The following is a 15,668-nucleotide window of genomic DNA, read 5'->3' on the forward strand; positions in this document are numbered from 1 at the left end:
GGCTGATGCAGGCCCACGCCTGCCCGCCGCGCTAGGACGCGGCCGGCGTGCGGCTGGTGGCCCGGGGCCGGCTGGCTTACTGCCCTGCGGCGCTGCTGCGGGCGACCCAGTCGAGCAGGGCGTCGAGGACGGCGCGGCCCTTGCCGTTGCCGACGTGGTCGTCGTTGAGGATGGCGGCGACGATGCAGACTTCGCCGTTGGCATCGGGGACGTAGCCGGCGTTGGCGATGGTGTCGCGCAAGGTGCCGGTCTTCACGCGCGCATGGGAGGCCGCCGGGCTGTCCTTCAGGCGCCGCCGCATGGTGCCGTCCACCGCCGCAATCGGCAGGCTGGTGACAAATTCCGGCGCCCAGTTGCTCTTCAGCGCGGCCTGCAGCACGCCCGCCAGCTGCTGCGGCGAGACGCGCTCGATGCGCGACAGGCCCGAGCCATTCTCCAGCACCAGGCCATCGTCCGAAATCCCATGTTCGTGCATCCACGCCCGCACGGTGGCATCCGCGCGCACCAGGGTGCTGCCCACACCGTCCACCGGAAGCGGCTTGCTGCCCAGTTTTTCATCGAACTGCAGGCTGCCCAGCGCCAGGAAGATGGTGCGCGCGATCTCGTTGTCCGACGGTTTGTTCACATCGCGCACGATCTCGGGCAAGGGCCGCGACACATGCTCGGCCAGCAGCCTGGCATCGGCCGGCGCCACGCCGTCCACCACCTCGCCCTTGAGCTGCCCGCCCTGGCGCTTCCACAGCGCGCGGAACAGCCGCGCCGTGTAGTCCTGCCGGTCCAGCACATTGATGCTGTTCGAGCGCGCGCAGTTCTTCGGGAAGGTGCCGTGCAGGACGATCTTCAGGCGCCCGGACCCATCGCGCTTGTACTCGGGCTGCTTCCAGCCGTCCTCCCACTTGGCACAGTCGCCATCGATCAGCGTCATGTCCGACGTCACCGCGACCCGGTCCAGCTCCGGCCACACGCTGAATGTGATGCGCTTGTCCGTCGAGCGCATGTCGATGTCCAGCATGTTGCGGTTGATGATGGCCGCATCCGGGATCACGTTGTAGTAGGCCTCCGGCGACTCGTCGAAGGGCGGCACGCCGATGTCCAGCCGCGCGGGCGTGAACAGCGAGCGGTCCACCATCACATTGCCCGCAATGCGCCGGATACCCTGGCTGCGCAGGTCGTGCAGCATGCGCTCCAGCGTGGCCGTGGTCAGGTCCACGTCCGCGCCCCCGCGCAGCACCAGGTCGCCCTGCAGCGTACCGCCCACCACGGCGGCGTTCGAGAGCAGCTCGGTGCGGCCGCGGAACGCCGGCCCGAGCCGGTCCAGCCCGACCATCGTGGTCACCGTCTTCATCACCGACGCGGGGCGCATCGGCCGCGCCGCGTTCTGCTCCAGCACGATGGTGTTCCCGCGGATCACGATCACGCCCAGGGCATCTTCCGGCAGCCCGTTGGCCGCCAGCGCGGCGGCAACGGGTGCGGGCAGCGCGGCGTGGGCGAAGGGCAGGCAGGCGGCGAGGGCGGCAGCGAGAGCGAGGCGGCGGAGCATGCGGATCCTGGGAGCGAAGTGGTTAGTGGAAGAAGGCGTAGGCCACCGCGATCGCCGCGATGACGCCCGCCAGGTCGGCAATCAGCCCGGCCGTGATGGCATAGCGCGTGCGCTTGATGCCCACCGAGCCGAAATACAGGGCCACGATGTAGAAGGTGGTGTCGGCCGAGCCCTGGAAGATGGCCGACAGCCGGCCGACGAAGGAATCGACGCCGTAGGTCTTCATGGTGTCGATCATCATGGCGCGCGCCCCGCTGCCGGACAGGGGCTTCATCAGCGCGGTCGGCAGGGCCGGCACGAAGTCGGTGTTCAGACCCAGTCCCGCGAAAATCCAGCTGAAGCCCTGGACGATGAAGCCGAAGATCCCCGAATTGCGGATCACGCTGATCGCCACCAGCATGCCCACCAGGTAGGGGATGATCGTGATCGAGGTCTGGATGCCGCCCTTGGCGCCCTCGATGAAGGCGTCGTACACGTTCACCTTGCGCCGCAGGGCGCCCACGATGAAGGTGATGATGATCCCGAACAGGATGAAATTGCTGACCACCTTGGACACCAGCTCCATCTCGGGCTTGGTCAGGTAGGTGGTGAGGTAGTAGATCATTCCGACCAGCGCCGCCGTCATCCCGCCCAGCCAGCCCACGACCACGCGGTCGAACAGGTTGATGCGCTGGCGGATGGCGCAGGCGACGATGCCGGTCACCGTGGCGACGTAGGTCGCGATCATGCAGGGAATGAAAATGTCTGACGGGTCGGCCGCACCGAGGATCGCGCGCTGCGCCATGATCGCCAGCGGGATCAGGGTCAGGCCGGAGGTGTGCATCACCAGGAACATGATCTGCGCGTCGGTCGGCTCGTCCTTGTTGGGGTTGAGCGTCTGCAGGCTTTCCATGGCCTTGAGGCCGAACGGCGTGGCCGCGTTGTCAAGACCCAGCAGGTTGGCCGAGAAGTTCATCACCATGTGGCCCGTGGCCGGGTGGTTCTTCGGCACGCCGGGGAAGATGCGCGAGAAGAAGGGGGCGATCATGCGCGCCAGCCAGTCCACCGCACCTGCCTTCTCGCCCACGTTCATGATGCCCAGCCAGAGCGTCATGACACCGGCCAGCGGCAGGGCGATGTCCATCACGGCCAGTTTGGAGGATTCGAAAGTGCCATCCACAATGCGCTTGAAAATTTCGGCGTCGCCCAGGAACAGCCATTGGAGGAGCGCTGCGATAAAGCCGACGATGAAGAAACCGGACCAGATGTAATTCAGTGCCATGGGAGCCTGCGGAGGAATGCGTGCCGCAGAGTATAGGCCGAGCGGCGCGCGCGTTGATGAAAGAATGCGCGCCCACCATGCAAAAAAGTTATGAGCGGGTCACGGCAATTCATCGGCCAGCGCCGCACGGCAGGCGCTATGATAGGCGCCGACTCACCGCCGCCATCCATGACCGCCCTGCACCGCCTCGCCTTCGCCGCCCTGCTGGCCTGCTCCGCCGCCGCGCCCCGCGCGCAGGCCCCGGCCGCGCCACGTTCCGGCCCGCCCAAGGTGCTGCACATGTACCTGGCCACCAGCGAAAGCTCGATGGACCCGGCGGTCGCTTCGGACCTGGCCTCGCTGCAGCTGATGGAAAACGTGTTCGACCCGCTGCTGCGCTACGACTATCTGGCCCGCCCGGCCAAACTGATCCCGAATACCGTCACTGCGATGCCGGAAGTCTCGGCGGATGGCCTGGCCTACACCTTCCATCTCCGCCCCGGCATCTTCTTCACGCCCGATCCGGCGTTCAAGGGCCGGAAGCGCGAGGTCACGGCCGCGGACTACATCTATTCGCTCAAGCGTCTGTACGACCCGCAGGTGAAGTCGCCCTGGTTTTCGCAGTTCGAAAACAAGATCGCAGGCGACGAACAGCTGCGCAAGAATTTCAGCTACGACCAGCCGGTGGCCGGCCTGCAGGCGCTGGACAAGTACACCCTGCGCATCACCCTGAAGGCGAAGGACCTGAACTTCCTGTACTACCTCGCCATGCCCGCCACCGGCGTGGTGGCGCGCGAAGTGGTCGAGGCCTACCCCGGCCAGGCGGGCAACCACCCGGTCGGCACCGGCCCCTTCATGGTCGGCGAGTGGAAGCGCAGCGACCGCATCGTGCTGCTGGCGAATCCGGATTCCACGGCGGTGTTCCACGCCACCCCCGGGAGCGACCCGGCCGACCAGGCCATCTCGAAAGCGCTCGAAGGCCAGCGCCTGCCGCGGGTCGACCGGGTGGAGGTGCGGGTGGCCGAGGAACTGCAGGGCCGCATGCTCGGCTTCCTGAACGGCGAATACGACTACGTCGAGCAGATTCCGGAATCGATGCGCGACATGGTGATGACCGGCGACGCGCTCAAGCCGGACCTGGCGCAGCGCGGCATCCGCCTGCACCGCTTCACGCCGCTGCAGACCTATTACATGTGGATGAACACCGAAAACCCGGTGATCGGCGGCATGGGCAAGGAGAAGGTGGCGCTGCGCCGCGCCATCGCGCTCTCCTACAACGCGGCGGAAGACGTGCGGCTGCTGAAGAAGGGCCTGGCCATCCACGCCGAGTCCCCGCTGCCGCCCGGCGCCATCGGCTACGACCCGGCCTACCGCAGCCCGGTGCGCTACGACCCGGCGCTGGCCAACGCCCTGCTGGACCGCTTCGGCTACCAGCAGCGCGACCCGGACGGCATGCGGCGCGACCCGCACGGCCAGCCGCTCACGCTGGTGATGTCCAGCGAAGCCACCCCGGGCGGCCGCCTGCGCGACGAGCTGTGGCGCAAGTGCCTGAACGCGGTGGGCCTGCGGGTGGAGTTCAAGTCAGACAAGAAGTCGGAGATCATCAAGGGCTCGCGCCTGGGCAAGGTGATGATGTTCGAGGCGAACTGGTTTGCCGACTTCCCGGACGGCGAGAATTTCTACCAGCTGCTGTGGGGCGGCAACGTGGGCCGCGCCAACTACGCTCGCTTTGACCTGCCCGCCTATAACCAAAGGTATGAGGCGGCCCGCTTGCTGCCCGACTCGCCGGAGCGCAGGAGGCTGTATTTCGAACTGAACCAGCTGATCGCCGCCTATAACCCATGGGTGCCGCTGACCCATCCCATCTCGGCCGATCTCACCCAACCGTGGCTAAAAAACTACAAGCGGCACCCGGTGGAGTTCACGCAGTGGCGCTACCTCGACGTTGACCTTGATAATCCCCAGCACGGGAATGCGGCCTCCCGCTAGGCCGTGGCCGCGGGATGCCCAATTAGTTATTCCGAAAAGTTATGCGTGCCGCAGGTTATTTCATTAGCGGTCTGAAAACACCGCGCGTACGCTCAGTTCACCGAATAATGTATTGCTAAGACGATACAGAAACATTGCAACGTTTGCCACGCAAGCGTGTTTGCCCTATTTCGCCCAAGGAGAGATTCGTGAAAGTGAAGAAGATTGCGCACCTGATTGCGCTGATCGGTGTGGCCGGCACGGCCTACGCCCAAAGCACGCCGCCGGCCCAGCCGGTCGCGCGCGTGGAGATCACCGGTTCCAGCATCAAGCGCATTGCCAAGGAAGGCGCGCTGCCGGTGGAGATCATCAGCCGCAAGCAGATCGACGCCCAGGGCATCGTCACTGCCGAACAGCTGATCGCCACGCTGTCGGTCAACGGCACCGGTTCCGATAACCTGGCCTCCAACGCCGACGTCACCTCCGGCGCCCAGCGCGGCAACAACGGCGCCTCGTCCGCCAACCTGCGCGGCCAGGGTTCCGACTCCACCCTGATCCTGCTGAACGGCCGCCGCATCGCGACCCACGGCATGAAGGGCCAGGCGGTCGACCTGAATTCCATTCCGATGGCGGCCGTGGACCGCGTCGAGGTGCTGAAGGACGGCGCCTCCTCCACCTACGGTACCGACGCCATTGGCGGCGTGATCAACTTCATCCTGCGCAAGGACTACCACGGCCTGGAAGCGCAGCTGTTCAACGACATCACCCAGCAGGGTGGCGCCAACATCACCCGCGGCTCCGTGACCGGCGGCTGGGGTGACCTGGACAACGACGGCTACAACGTGCTGGCCGCCCTGTCGCACGCCGAGAGCCAGAAGCTGCGCGGCGACGAGCGCGACTTCGTGCAGACCTTCCAGCCGAACCGCGGCGTGTCCGTCGATACCCGCGGCACCCCGTACGCCACCATCTTCGCGACCTCGCTGGCCCCGACCCTGCTGTCCAAGGGCAGCGCCGGTGCGACCCTGCCGGGCGGCACCCAGGCCTTCAACGGCGTCAACGTGCTGGACCTGCCGGGCCAGGCGGGCTGCAAGTCCGTGCCGGGCATGGACGCGTATGACGAGAAGCTGTGGGATTCGCCGGCCGCCGCCTATGGCTGCGCCTGGGATACCGGCCGCGCCGCCGTGCTCCAGCAGCCGGTCACCAGCGACAACGCCGTCCTGCGCGGCACCTGGAAGCGCGGCGAGCACCAGCTGTTCGCGGAGGCCGTCGGCTCGCAGACCGTGGTGGCCAAGAGCTTCTCGCCGAACCAGATCTCGCCGTCCGCCTCGACCTTCAATGCGACCTCGTTCTACCCGTCCACCGGCGCGGCCTACAACGACATCTACAACGCCCTGGTGAAGGTGTTCCCGAGCGTGGCCGCCAACTACGGCCTGCCGATCGCCTACCGCTGGCGCTGCATGGAGTGCGGCAACCGCGAGATCAAGACCAAGACCCGCGCCGTGCGCTACCTGGTGGGCGCGGACGGCCCGCTGCAGCTGGGCGGCAAGACCTGGGACTACCGCGTCGGCCTGTCGCAGGCCTGGTCGCAGTCCGTGTCCACGCTGGGCACTGGCTATAACTACACCGCGGACCTGGCCAAGGCGCTGGGCAGCGGCATCATCAATCCGTTCCTCGCACCGGGCCAGACCCAGAGCCAGGCGGCGATGGACCTGATCAAGTCCACCTCGGCCGAAGGCGTTGAGCTGTACGGCGGCAAATCGATCATGACCGAGCTGGACGCGACCCTGTCCGGCGAGCTGTTCAACCTGCCGGCCGGCGCCGTGATGGGTGCGGTCGGCATGGATTTCCGCCGCGAGGAATACCGCTTCAACGGCGATACCCGCGACGTCTCGCAGCGCCGTGCGATCCTGAACGCCCCGTTCGACGACGTCAACGCGCTGAACAACGTGTCGCGCAACGTGAAGGCCTTGTTCTTCGAAGTCGCGATCCCGGTGTTCAAGTCGCTGGAAGTGACGCTGTCGGGCCGTGAAGACCGCTACGACGGCTTCGGCAACACCTTCAATCCGAAGGCCTCGTTCCGCTGGAATCCGGTGGAGTCGGTGATCTTCCGCGGTTCGTATAGCTCGGCCTTCCGGGCGCCGGCCTTCAACCAGCTGTACAACGGCGTGACCGAATCGCCGTACGCCGGCAAGGACCTGGCCGACCCGGCCACCTGCGCCTCGGGCAAGGTCGATTCGAACATTGTGGGCTGCGCCTCGGTGACCCCGGTGATCTTCACGGGCGGCAAGCAGAACCTCGGTCCGGAAACGGCCAAGATGGGCACCATCGGCATGGTCTGGGAGCCGTTCACCGGCTTCTCCGCGAATGCCGACCTGTGGCTGATCCGCCGCTACGACCAGATCAAGTCGATCACCCTGACCGACCTGGTGAAGAACTACAACCTGTTCCAGGACCGCTTCCTGCACCAGAACGGCCAGCTGGTCGCCATCGACCAGCGCTGGGTGAACGCCGGGACCTCGGTGACCGAGGGCGTGGAAGTCGGCGCGCGCTACAACTTCAAGGCGCTGGACGCACGCTGGACCGCCGGCATCGACGGCACCCGTCTGCTGGAGAAGAAATCCAAGCCGCTCGAATCGGCCGACTACGGCAAGAGCGAAGTGGGTGTCTTCACCTTCACCGGTGACCTGGGCCTGAAGTGGAAGCACGTCGCCTACCTGAACTACCAGAATGGTCCGTGGAGTGCGCTGCTGCAGAACATCTACCGTTCGGGTTATGAAGACCAGGTCCTGCCGGGCGTGGCGAGCGGGAAGGTTGTTCCGAGCGACTACAGCTCGAAGGTCAAGGCCTACTCGATCTACAACGTGTCGCTGACCTATTCGGGCGTGCAGAACCTGACCGTGACGGGTGGTATCAAGAACATCTTCAACACCGATCCGCCGTTCGCGATCACGTACGATTCCAACACCGGCGCCGGCAGCACCTGGGAGCCGCGTGTGGCGGATCCGCGCGGCCGTTCGCTGGCGATCACCGTCAACTACAAGTTCCTGTAATCCAGTTGCTTGTGGCCCGTTGCCCGAGGCGCGCCCCCCGCCTCGCAACGGGCTTTTTTGTTTTTGGCGTCCGTTGCCCCATGATTGCTCCATGACTGATGACCGGCTGACGCGGCGTGGCTTCCTGGGCCGCCTGGGTCTCCTGGGCGGCCTCGGTGCGCTCGGCACCGGACTGGCGTTGCCCGCATCCAGCGCGCTGGCGACACCCCGCGCGGCGCGCCGCCGCGGTCCGCGGTCCTCCTCTTCTTCCCATCCCATCATGATCAAACCACCCCGCCTGCACCCCGGCGACACGATCGGCCTGATCGCGCCGGCCGGCCGCACCACCGAAGACGCCATCGCCAAGGCCACGGCGCATATCGAGGAACTGGGCTTCCGCGTGAAGCCCGCGCTGCACCTGCGCGAGATCCACGGGAATTACGCGGGTACGGTGGAGCAGCGCATCGAGGACCTGCACGGCATGTTCATGGACTCGGAGGTGAAGGCGCTGTGGGCGATCCGCGGCGGCTCGGGCGCGATCTCGCTGCTGCAGCACATCGACTATGAGCTGATCCGCCGCCACCCGAAAATCCTGATCGGCTATTCGGACATCACGGCCCTGCACCTGGCTCTGCGCCGCAAGATCGGGCTGGTCACTTTCCATGGGCCGGTGGCCGCCTCCGGGCCTTCCGAGTACGCCAACAGGCACTTGCTCAATGTGCTGATGAACCCCGAGCCGTTCTACACCATCGCACCCGCCGAGGAAAACATCGTGCGCGCGCTGAACGAACCGCAGTACGCCATGCGCACGGTGCACAGCGGCGTGGCCACCGGGCGCCTGGTGGGAGGGAACCTGAGCCTGGTCGCAGCGCTGGCGGGCACACCGTATGCGGCGGAGATCGACAATGCGCTGGTGTACCTGGAAGAAGTGAACGAAGAGCCCTACCGCATCGACCGCTGGATGACGCAGCTGGACCTGGCCGCGGGCCTGAAGAACGCGGCCGGGGTCATGGTCGGCATCTGCGAGAACTGCGAGGGGGAACCGGGCAGCATCTCGCTGACCCTGGACGAAACGCTGGACCAGCACCTGCTGCCGCTCACGCGGCCTGCGGTCACGGGCTGGCACTTCGGGCATATCCGCCACCAGTTCACGCTGCCCGTGGGCGTGCTGGCGCGCATGGACACGGACACCGGGACCCTCACCCTGCTGGAGCCGGCCGTCTCATGAAAGCGCTCTTCTTTTTGCTGGCGCTGGCCAGCGGCGCCGTGTGGGCCCAGGACCCGGCGCTGGCCGCGCGCGACGCCTCATGGAATACGCTGCGCCAGAGCGGCGATGCGGCCGCCCTTGCGCGCATCATCGACGACCGCTTCGTGCTGGTGCACTCGGATGGCCGGGTACAGCACAAGGCCGACTACCTGGCCGAACTCAGTTCCCGCAAGCGGGTGAACGGCGCGATCAAGAATGCCGAGGTGAGTATCCGCGAGTACGGCGACACGGCCGTGGTGAACGGCATGAGCGTGCAGTCGGCGGTCAGCGACGGCCAACCGTGGCAGGGCACCTTCCGCTTTACGCGGGTGTGGATCAAGCGGCAGGGCGAGTGGGTGCTGGTGTCGTCGCACTCGTCGCGCGTGGCCGGGGCGGCGCAGTAGCCGGGTCTTACGCCATCCAGAAGAACACGGCGGTCATGCGCTTCTCGTGATCGTCGAAGCCGAAGTAGGACGTGGCCGAGTGCACCAGGTTGGCGCGGTACAGCAGGATGCGGTTGAAGCGGTTTTCAACGCGGACTTCTTCCTGCCACGCCTGCGGCGGCAGCCGGGCCACGCCGAGCGCCTCGCGCAGGTTGGTGTGCGGCGCGCTGCACATGTTCCCGCCCAGCTGTCCGCTGGGGTAGCGCTGGCGGTAGAACGAGGTCCCGGCATCCGGCTCGGGCTCCGGTGACAGGTAGATCACCGCGGCATAGCGGCACAGCGCACGCGAGTCCGTGTGCGGGCGCGCGCCGGAATCGGCCATGCCCACCAGCTGCACATAGTTGTGATTCAGCGTGCGGCCTTCGGGCGCCTGTTCCTGCCACAGCTTCTTCGCACCCGTGACCTTGCGCACCCACGCTTCCACATGCGCCATCTCGTCCGCGGTCAGGGCGGCGGGCGAGCGCTTGCCCGGCCACGGCAGCTGGGTATAAGGCGCGCCGAGCTCCCAGTCATGGCGGGCGAGCGAGCGCGCCGCCACCTCGGGCGCATTCGGCAGGAAGTCGTCCGCGACCCAGTAGTCGCGCCCTTGCTGCGGCTTGCGGTAGCTGAGCTGGCGCATGCGGTCCGCTGCGCTCAGTGCGACACGATCTGCGACAGCGCCGAGAACGCGGCCCCGGTCTGCGACTGTTCGAGCAGGATGGTCAGCTCGGTGAAGGTGCACATCATGTTCACCACACTGATCTTGTCCCAGGCGAGCTTCTTGAGCACCGCGTGGTAGATGCCGGGCGTGCGGCGCGTCTCGGGGTTGAGGCGCAGCGTGAGCGCGGTCAGGTTGTCCATGCGGGCCAGCAGGCGTTCCGACCCGAACGCGTCTTCCACCATCGGCACCAGCGCGCGGCTGCACACCACCAGGATCTCCTGCACCCCGCGCGTCACGGTCACGAACATGCCGGTGTGCGGCTCGGCCATCGCCAGCAGCTGGCGCTGGCATTCATGCGAGAGATCCGACAGGCGATAGGTGAACAGCGAGAGGTCGGTCTTGGAATTGAGCTCGCCCGAGCGCGGGGCCAGCACGGGGATCGCACTGGCATGCTGCGGCAGCCGGTCCGACAGGCGGCGCAGCGCCATCACCACAGCGGCCTGGCCCACCGGCTTCCACAAGTCCGCCTCCAGCTGCGGCCGCAGCTGGCGCGCCAGCTCGGACAGGTTGATCAGTCCTAGCGACATCCCTTCGGTCAGGAAGGGCGATTCCGAAATAATTTGCTCAACTTTTGTTGCAATCGACAGCATTTTGTCTATCGCACAGCGGCCCCCGCCATGCGTCCCCTGGAAAGTGGAAAACACTGGGCCACGCGCGCGCCGGCGCGCAGCCGCCTCGGTCAACTCAGAACAAAGGAATGGCGCTCAGGCCGCGGGGAGGGGGTGATGACAGGACTGCCAGTGCTGCGCTACCAGGACGAATGCCAGTTGTGCACGTGTGCTCATGTTTTTCCCGTTCAACTCAGTGCGCTTTTGGGGGTCTTTGCCCGGCGCTTTCATCGGCGTTACCTGGGCGTATCGCCCGGTACTCTGGGACCTAGTGTAGTCCGCAAACTTATGAAAAGGCAATCGAAGCGCGAATCGAATTCTCGCCAATTGTTTCATTTTTGCAGCGAGTTCCAGCGTAGCCCGGTTTTCGCTGCAGGGGGTTGATTAAAAATCACGCTTTGATCTGCGTCAACAGAACAATTCTTCCACTCGTCGCGCGTGCGCCACACAGTTTCGGCATGAAAATGTTCAAAACTGAACAATCCGAGAACGTCCGTCTCATTTTCCGTTTTTTTTGACAGGCCCCAAACAGGAGGCATAACGTCGCCATTCCTGAGCTCGGCACATGAGTTCGGAGGCCGCCGCCACCATCCCCGGCGGCGCAAAAATATAAACCGATTCAATGACTTACGACTTGGAGAAGAAATGAAACTACGGAAAACCACGCTCGCCGCATCGATTGCCGCAATCTCCCTGGCGGGCGGCCTGGCAGCTGCCAACCCGATGATGCTGGGGGCTCCGGTGGCCAAGGCCACCCCCGAACAGGCAGCCGCACTGGTGGCCAAGATGGCCGGCGAGAACGGCCGCAAGGGCCTTGACGCAGATCACGGCTACAAGCTCTCGAAGGAGCATCCGGGCGAAGCCGGCACCAAGGTGAGCCGCCTGGACCACACCTACAAGGGCGTGCGCGTGTTTGGTTCGGAATCGGTGGTGGTCACCGACGATGCCGACAACGTGATCAGCGAGTCCGACTCGGACCGCCGCAACAACCTGGGCAGCGGCAATGGCAACCACCTGGGCGCCACCAAGTCCTTCGATGTGAAACCGAAGATCTCGGCCCAGGCCGCGATCAATGCGGTGGTCAAGGCGGTGGCGCCGAACGGCGTGCACCGCTACCAGCCGAGCGCTGAATTGATCATCTACCCGATCGTCGAACAGGTCCGCACGGCGGCCGCCGCTAACAAGGCCGAGTCCCAGCTGAACGCGCTGGACGTGGAAGACAAGGTCACCGGCTACGAGCTGGCCTACCTGGTCAAGACCCGCATGGCCAGCAACGGCAAGATTGTCTACACAGATACCGTGGTCAGCGCCAAGGACGCGCACACCATCGCCCAATGGGATGCGCTGCAGACCGTGGTCGGCGTGGGCCACAGCCAGTACTACGGCGACGTGCCGATCCAGACCACCCTGTCCGGCTCGACCTACAAGATGCTCGACTCGACCCGCGGCACCGGTGGCGTGTTCGGCGGCATGGCGATCACCAACGCCAACCACAGCCCGGAGAGCAATCCGCAGGCCGGCAGCATCTACACCAATAGCACCAACACCTGGGGCGACGGCACCCAGTACATCTCGGGCGGCAGCACCACCAACGCCAACGGCCAGACCGCGGCCGTGAATGCGCTGTGGGGCATGATGAACACCTACGACGCGATGAAGAACACCCAGGGATGGCAGTCCCTGAACGGCGCCAATAAGGCCACCTACATCGCCGTCCACGTCGACAACAACTACGATAACGCCTTCTACGACGATTCCTGCGAGTGCATGTACATCGGCGACGGCTCGTCGTTCTACAGCCTCGGTTCGATCGACGTGATCGGCCACGAGATGGGCCACGGCGTGACCGCCGCGACCTCCAACCTCACGTACTCCGGCGAGTCGGGCGGCCTGAATGAGTCGTCCTCGGACATCAACGGCGAGATGATCGAAGCCTACGCCAAGAACGGCGGCACCGGCTCCGTGATCCCGGCCACCGGCAACGACTGGATGATGGGCAAGGAGATCGCCCGCAATGGCGTGCCGCTGCGCTGGATGTGGAAGCCGTCCAAAGATGGCGCGTCCAAGGATGCCTGGAGCTCGACCCTGAAGACCCTGAACCCGCACTATTCGTCGGGCCCGAACAACCGCATGTTCTACTTCCTGTCGCAGGGCTCCAGCTCGTCGTCGAGCAGCGAGATGTACAGCTCCTACCTGACCCAGTCGCCGCGCAACATGACGGGTATCGGCAACGACAAGGCCTACCGCATCTGGTTCCGCGCCAACACCACCAAGCTGACCGCGTCCTCGACCTACGCCGATGCGCGTTCGAAGATGATCCAGGCCGCGACCGAGCTGTATGGCGCCGGCTCGCGTGAAGTGACGGCGGTGACCCGTGCCTATGCGGCCATCAACGTCGGTACCGACGTGCCGGAGACCACCAGCGGCGGCGCCGTGTCGATCAGCTCCCAGCCGTCCTCCGTGACCGTGGCGGCCGGTTCGACCGCGTCGTTCTCGGTGACCGCGACCGGCGGCACTGCGCCGTACCAGTACCAGTGGATGCGCAACGGCGCGAACATCAGCGGCGCGACCGCGGCCACCTACAGCTTCACCGCGCAGAGCACCGACAACGGCGCCGTGTTCGCGGTGAAGGTGACCGATTCGGCCACCTCGCCGACCACCGCCACCTCGAGCAATGCGACCCTGACGGTCAGCTCGGGCGGCGGCGGCACCACCGAGCGCGTCACCAACGGTTCATTCGAGAGCGGCACCACCGGCTGGAGCGGCACCACCGGCGTGATCGGCTCGTGGACCCAGCAGGCCGCGTATGACGGCACCAAGTACGCCTATCTGGGCGGCAACGGCACCACGGCGTCCGAGACCATCACCCAGGCGGTGGCGATCCCGTCGACCGCGACCGCGGCCAACCTGTCGTTCGCCCTGCACATCGACACGGCCGAGACCACGACCTCGACCGCGTACGACAAGCTGGTGGTGACGGTGAAGAACAGCGCGGGCAGCACCTTGGCGACCCTGGCGACCTACTCGAACCTGAACAAGGCGTCGGGCTACCAGATCCGCTCGTTCAACCTGCTGCCATACAAGGGCCAGACCGTGACGCTGTCGTTCGCAATGACGGAAGACTCGTCGGCCCAGACCTCGTTCGTGGTGGACAAGGTCAGCCTGATCACCCAGTAATCTCGTAGCTTCAGCAGCTCGAATATGCAACCATTTGGTTGCATATTCCGGTCCCACGGGAGCGCAGGCTGTCGCTCCCGCCTCACAGCCCGGCTTTGCGCCGGGCTTTTTTGGTTTAACTGTCGGCAATTTTTACATAGCAGGATGTGAACGAATGCTGATGTAGCGCAAGTGTTTGATTCTGAAAGCAACATTCCTTTGGGCACGATCATTGCTTAATCGTAATGACACATCACTCGGAGCCCTTCAATGAAGAAAATCCTCGCCCTTGCAGCCCTCGCCCTCTCCTTCAGCGGGGCAGCCCAAGCCAACCTTCTGGTGAACGGAAATTTTGAAAACGGTGGCAGCGGCTGGTACGGCGCCGGCATGGTGAGTTTGGCGACGCCGGTGTATTTCGGTGGCGGTTCGCCCGCCGCCAACGGCCAGTGGATGGTGGCCTATAACATTGGGGACCAGCAGCCGAACGGCGCGGTGTGGCAGTCGTTCGCGACGGTCGCGGGGCAGAAGTACCACGTGACTTTTGACTGGGGCACCAACAATGGCATCGTGCAGCAGATTGCCGCCTCGGTGACCGCAGGGAACGGCAGCGTGCTGGCCAACGACCTGTTTGCCGGCTCCGGCCCGGCGCTGGGCAGCTTCGCCTTCGACTTCTTTGCGGTGGACAGCGTGGCGACCCTGCGCTTCACGGACGTCGCCGGCAACTACACCTACTCGACCGATGGCCTGCTCGACAACGTCAGCGCCACCGTGCCGGAACCGGCTTCGCTGGTCCTGCTGTCCCTCGGCCTGGCCGGCATGGGCGCCCTGCGCCGCCGCCAGCGCTAAGCCGCGCCGCGGCGCCTCCGCGCGCCAACGCCCTCCGAAGCCCGGTCCGCCGGGCTTTGTCGTTTCTGGCCGCCGTTGTCGTGCATGCCGTCGTCTGCCCGGCACACGTCGTACACCGCTAGGCCATTGCGTGCCGGGGCGCGAGAACAGGTGTAGTCTATGAAGGTCCGGTCTTCAGGAGCTGGCAATGGCAGCACAAACCGGCAGTGACGGCGGCGAGGGCGACAGTCTGGAAACCCGCGTGATCCGGATCGAGGTCTTCGCCGAGGACGCGCGGGAGCGCCTGACGCGTATCGAGAAACGCCTGGACAGTTTCGAAGATAGGTTCATCAGGCTTGAAGCACGACTGGAAGACCTGTCTGTTCAGGTGGTGCGAATGTCTGCCCGGCTCGACGTCTTCGCGGAGAAACTGGACGGCTTCGCTAAGAAACTGGACGGCTTCGCTGAGAAACTGGACCAGTTCGTGACCAAGGACATGCTGGCGGCCAGCATGGCAGAACTGGAGGCGCGGCTGCTGAAGTGGTTCGTGGTGACGATTTTCGCCACAGCGTCGCTGGCCTTCACCGCCGCGAAGCTGGTGCACTGACGGCTTGCTCAGGCGCCCAGCGCGCGGGTCATGTAGCTGTACGACAGCGAGTCGCCGTCGATGCGGAACATGTCGGTGGTTTCTCCGGTGCGGGTGAAGCCGCAGCGCTCATACAAGCCGATGGCGGGGGCGTTTTCGCTGAGGACTTCGAGGTCGATCCAGGCCAGTCCCTGCCCGTGCGCCCAGGCCGCGGCGTGCTCGATCAGGCGGGCGCCCAGGCCCGCACGTCGGTAGTCCTCATGCACACCCATGCCGAGCAGGCAGCGGTGCCCGGCGCCGGGCTCCGGCCGCGCGCGCAAGTCGATG

The 15,668-nt window shown here is 65.5% G+C and carries 12 protein-coding genes; 7 read left to right on the plus strand and 5 right to left on the minus strand.

Annotated elements, in window-relative coordinates:
• Positions 1-76: 76 nt before the first annotated feature.
• Positions 77-1,540 carry a D-alanyl-D-alanine carboxypeptidase/D-alanyl-D-alanine endopeptidase gene (gene dacB / locus E4L96_RS20715; protein ID WP_135209115.1) on the minus strand — a complete coding sequence of 488 codons (1,464 nt, stop codon included), beginning with the start codon at positions 1,538-1,540 and terminating at the stop codon, positions 77-79.
• A gap of 22 nt (positions 1,541-1,562) precedes the next feature.
• Positions 1,563-2,801, minus strand: a complete 1,239-nt coding sequence (locus tag E4L96_RS20720; RefSeq protein ID WP_135209116.1) for a spore maturation protein — start codon at positions 2,799-2,801, stop codon at positions 1,563-1,565.
• A 168-nt stretch (positions 2,802-2,969) separates the two neighbouring features.
• Between E4L96_RS20720 and E4L96_RS20725 the strand changes: the two genes are divergently transcribed.
• The 4 genes from E4L96_RS20725 (at position 2,970) to E4L96_RS20740 (ending at position 9,427) form a co-directional block, all read left to right on the plus strand.
• On the plus strand, positions 2,970-4,769 hold the full coding sequence (locus E4L96_RS20725) for an ABC transporter substrate-binding protein (protein WP_135209117.1): 1,800 nt from the start codon (positions 2,970-2,972) through the stop codon (positions 4,767-4,769).
• A gap of 188 nt (positions 4,770-4,957) precedes the next feature.
• Positions 4,958-7,798 (plus strand): TonB-dependent receptor domain-containing protein, encoded by a 2,841-nt coding sequence (locus E4L96_RS20730; RefSeq protein WP_229414659.1) that lies wholly within the window; start codon positions 4,958-4,960, stop codon positions 7,796-7,798.
• A gap of 91 nt (positions 7,799-7,889) precedes the next feature.
• The gene (locus E4L96_RS20735; RefSeq protein WP_135209126.1) at positions 7,890-9,005 is read left to right on the plus strand and encodes a S66 peptidase family protein; all 1,116 of its coding nucleotides are present in this window, start codon (positions 7,890-7,892) and stop codon (positions 9,003-9,005) included.
• Positions 9,002-9,427: a nuclear transport factor 2 family protein gene (locus E4L96_RS20740; RefSeq protein WP_135209118.1), complete on the plus strand. Its 426-nt coding sequence runs from the start codon at positions 9,002-9,004 to the stop codon at positions 9,425-9,427. Before E4L96_RS20735 ends, E4L96_RS20740 begins: the two co-directional genes overlap by 4 nt.
• Before the next feature lie 7 nt (positions 9,428-9,434).
• Here E4L96_RS20740 and E4L96_RS20745 read toward each other — a convergent pair whose 3' ends face one another.
• Both E4L96_RS20745 and E4L96_RS20750 read right to left on the minus strand, forming a co-directional pair.
• Positions 9,435-10,085: a DUF6445 family protein gene (locus E4L96_RS20745; protein WP_135209119.1), complete on the minus strand. Its 651-nt coding sequence runs from the start codon at positions 10,083-10,085 to the stop codon at positions 9,435-9,437.
• Between the two features lie 14 nt (positions 10,086-10,099).
• A complete protein-coding gene (locus E4L96_RS20750; RefSeq protein WP_229414661.1) occupies positions 10,100-10,693 on the minus strand; it encodes a hypothetical protein in 594 nt (197 codons plus the stop codon).
• A 726-nt stretch (positions 10,694-11,419) separates the two neighbouring features.
• Here E4L96_RS20750 and E4L96_RS20755 point away from each other — a divergent pair.
• From E4L96_RS20755 to E4L96_RS20765, 3 genes are all read left to right on the plus strand, one after another.
• Positions 11,420-13,951, plus strand: a complete 2,532-nt coding sequence (locus E4L96_RS20755) for a M4 family metallopeptidase (protein ID WP_135209121.1) — start codon at positions 11,420-11,422, stop codon at positions 13,949-13,951.
• Positions 13,952-14,200: 249 nt separating this feature from the next.
• Positions 14,201-14,776 (plus strand): PEP-CTERM sorting domain-containing protein, encoded by a 576-nt coding sequence (locus E4L96_RS20760; protein WP_135209122.1) that lies wholly within the window; start codon positions 14,201-14,203, stop codon positions 14,774-14,776.
• 187 nt (positions 14,777-14,963) lie between these two features.
• Complete coding sequence (locus E4L96_RS20765; protein ID WP_135209123.1) at positions 14,964-15,362, plus strand: hypothetical protein; 399 nt, start codon at positions 14,964-14,966, stop codon at positions 15,360-15,362.
• A gap of 8 nt (positions 15,363-15,370) precedes the next feature.
• On the opposite strand, the gene E4L96_RS20770 is transcribed toward E4L96_RS20765, so the two are convergent.
• Positions 15,371-15,668, minus strand: a 298-nt coding sequence (locus tag E4L96_RS20770) for a GNAT family N-acetyltransferase (protein ID WP_135209124.1), incomplete at its 5' end; no start/stop codon positions are given.

The sequence above is a fragment of the Zemynaea arenosa genome (genome assembly GCF_004614185.1).
GTDB lineage: Bacteria > Pseudomonadota > Gammaproteobacteria > Burkholderiales > Burkholderiaceae_D > Telluria > Telluria arenosa.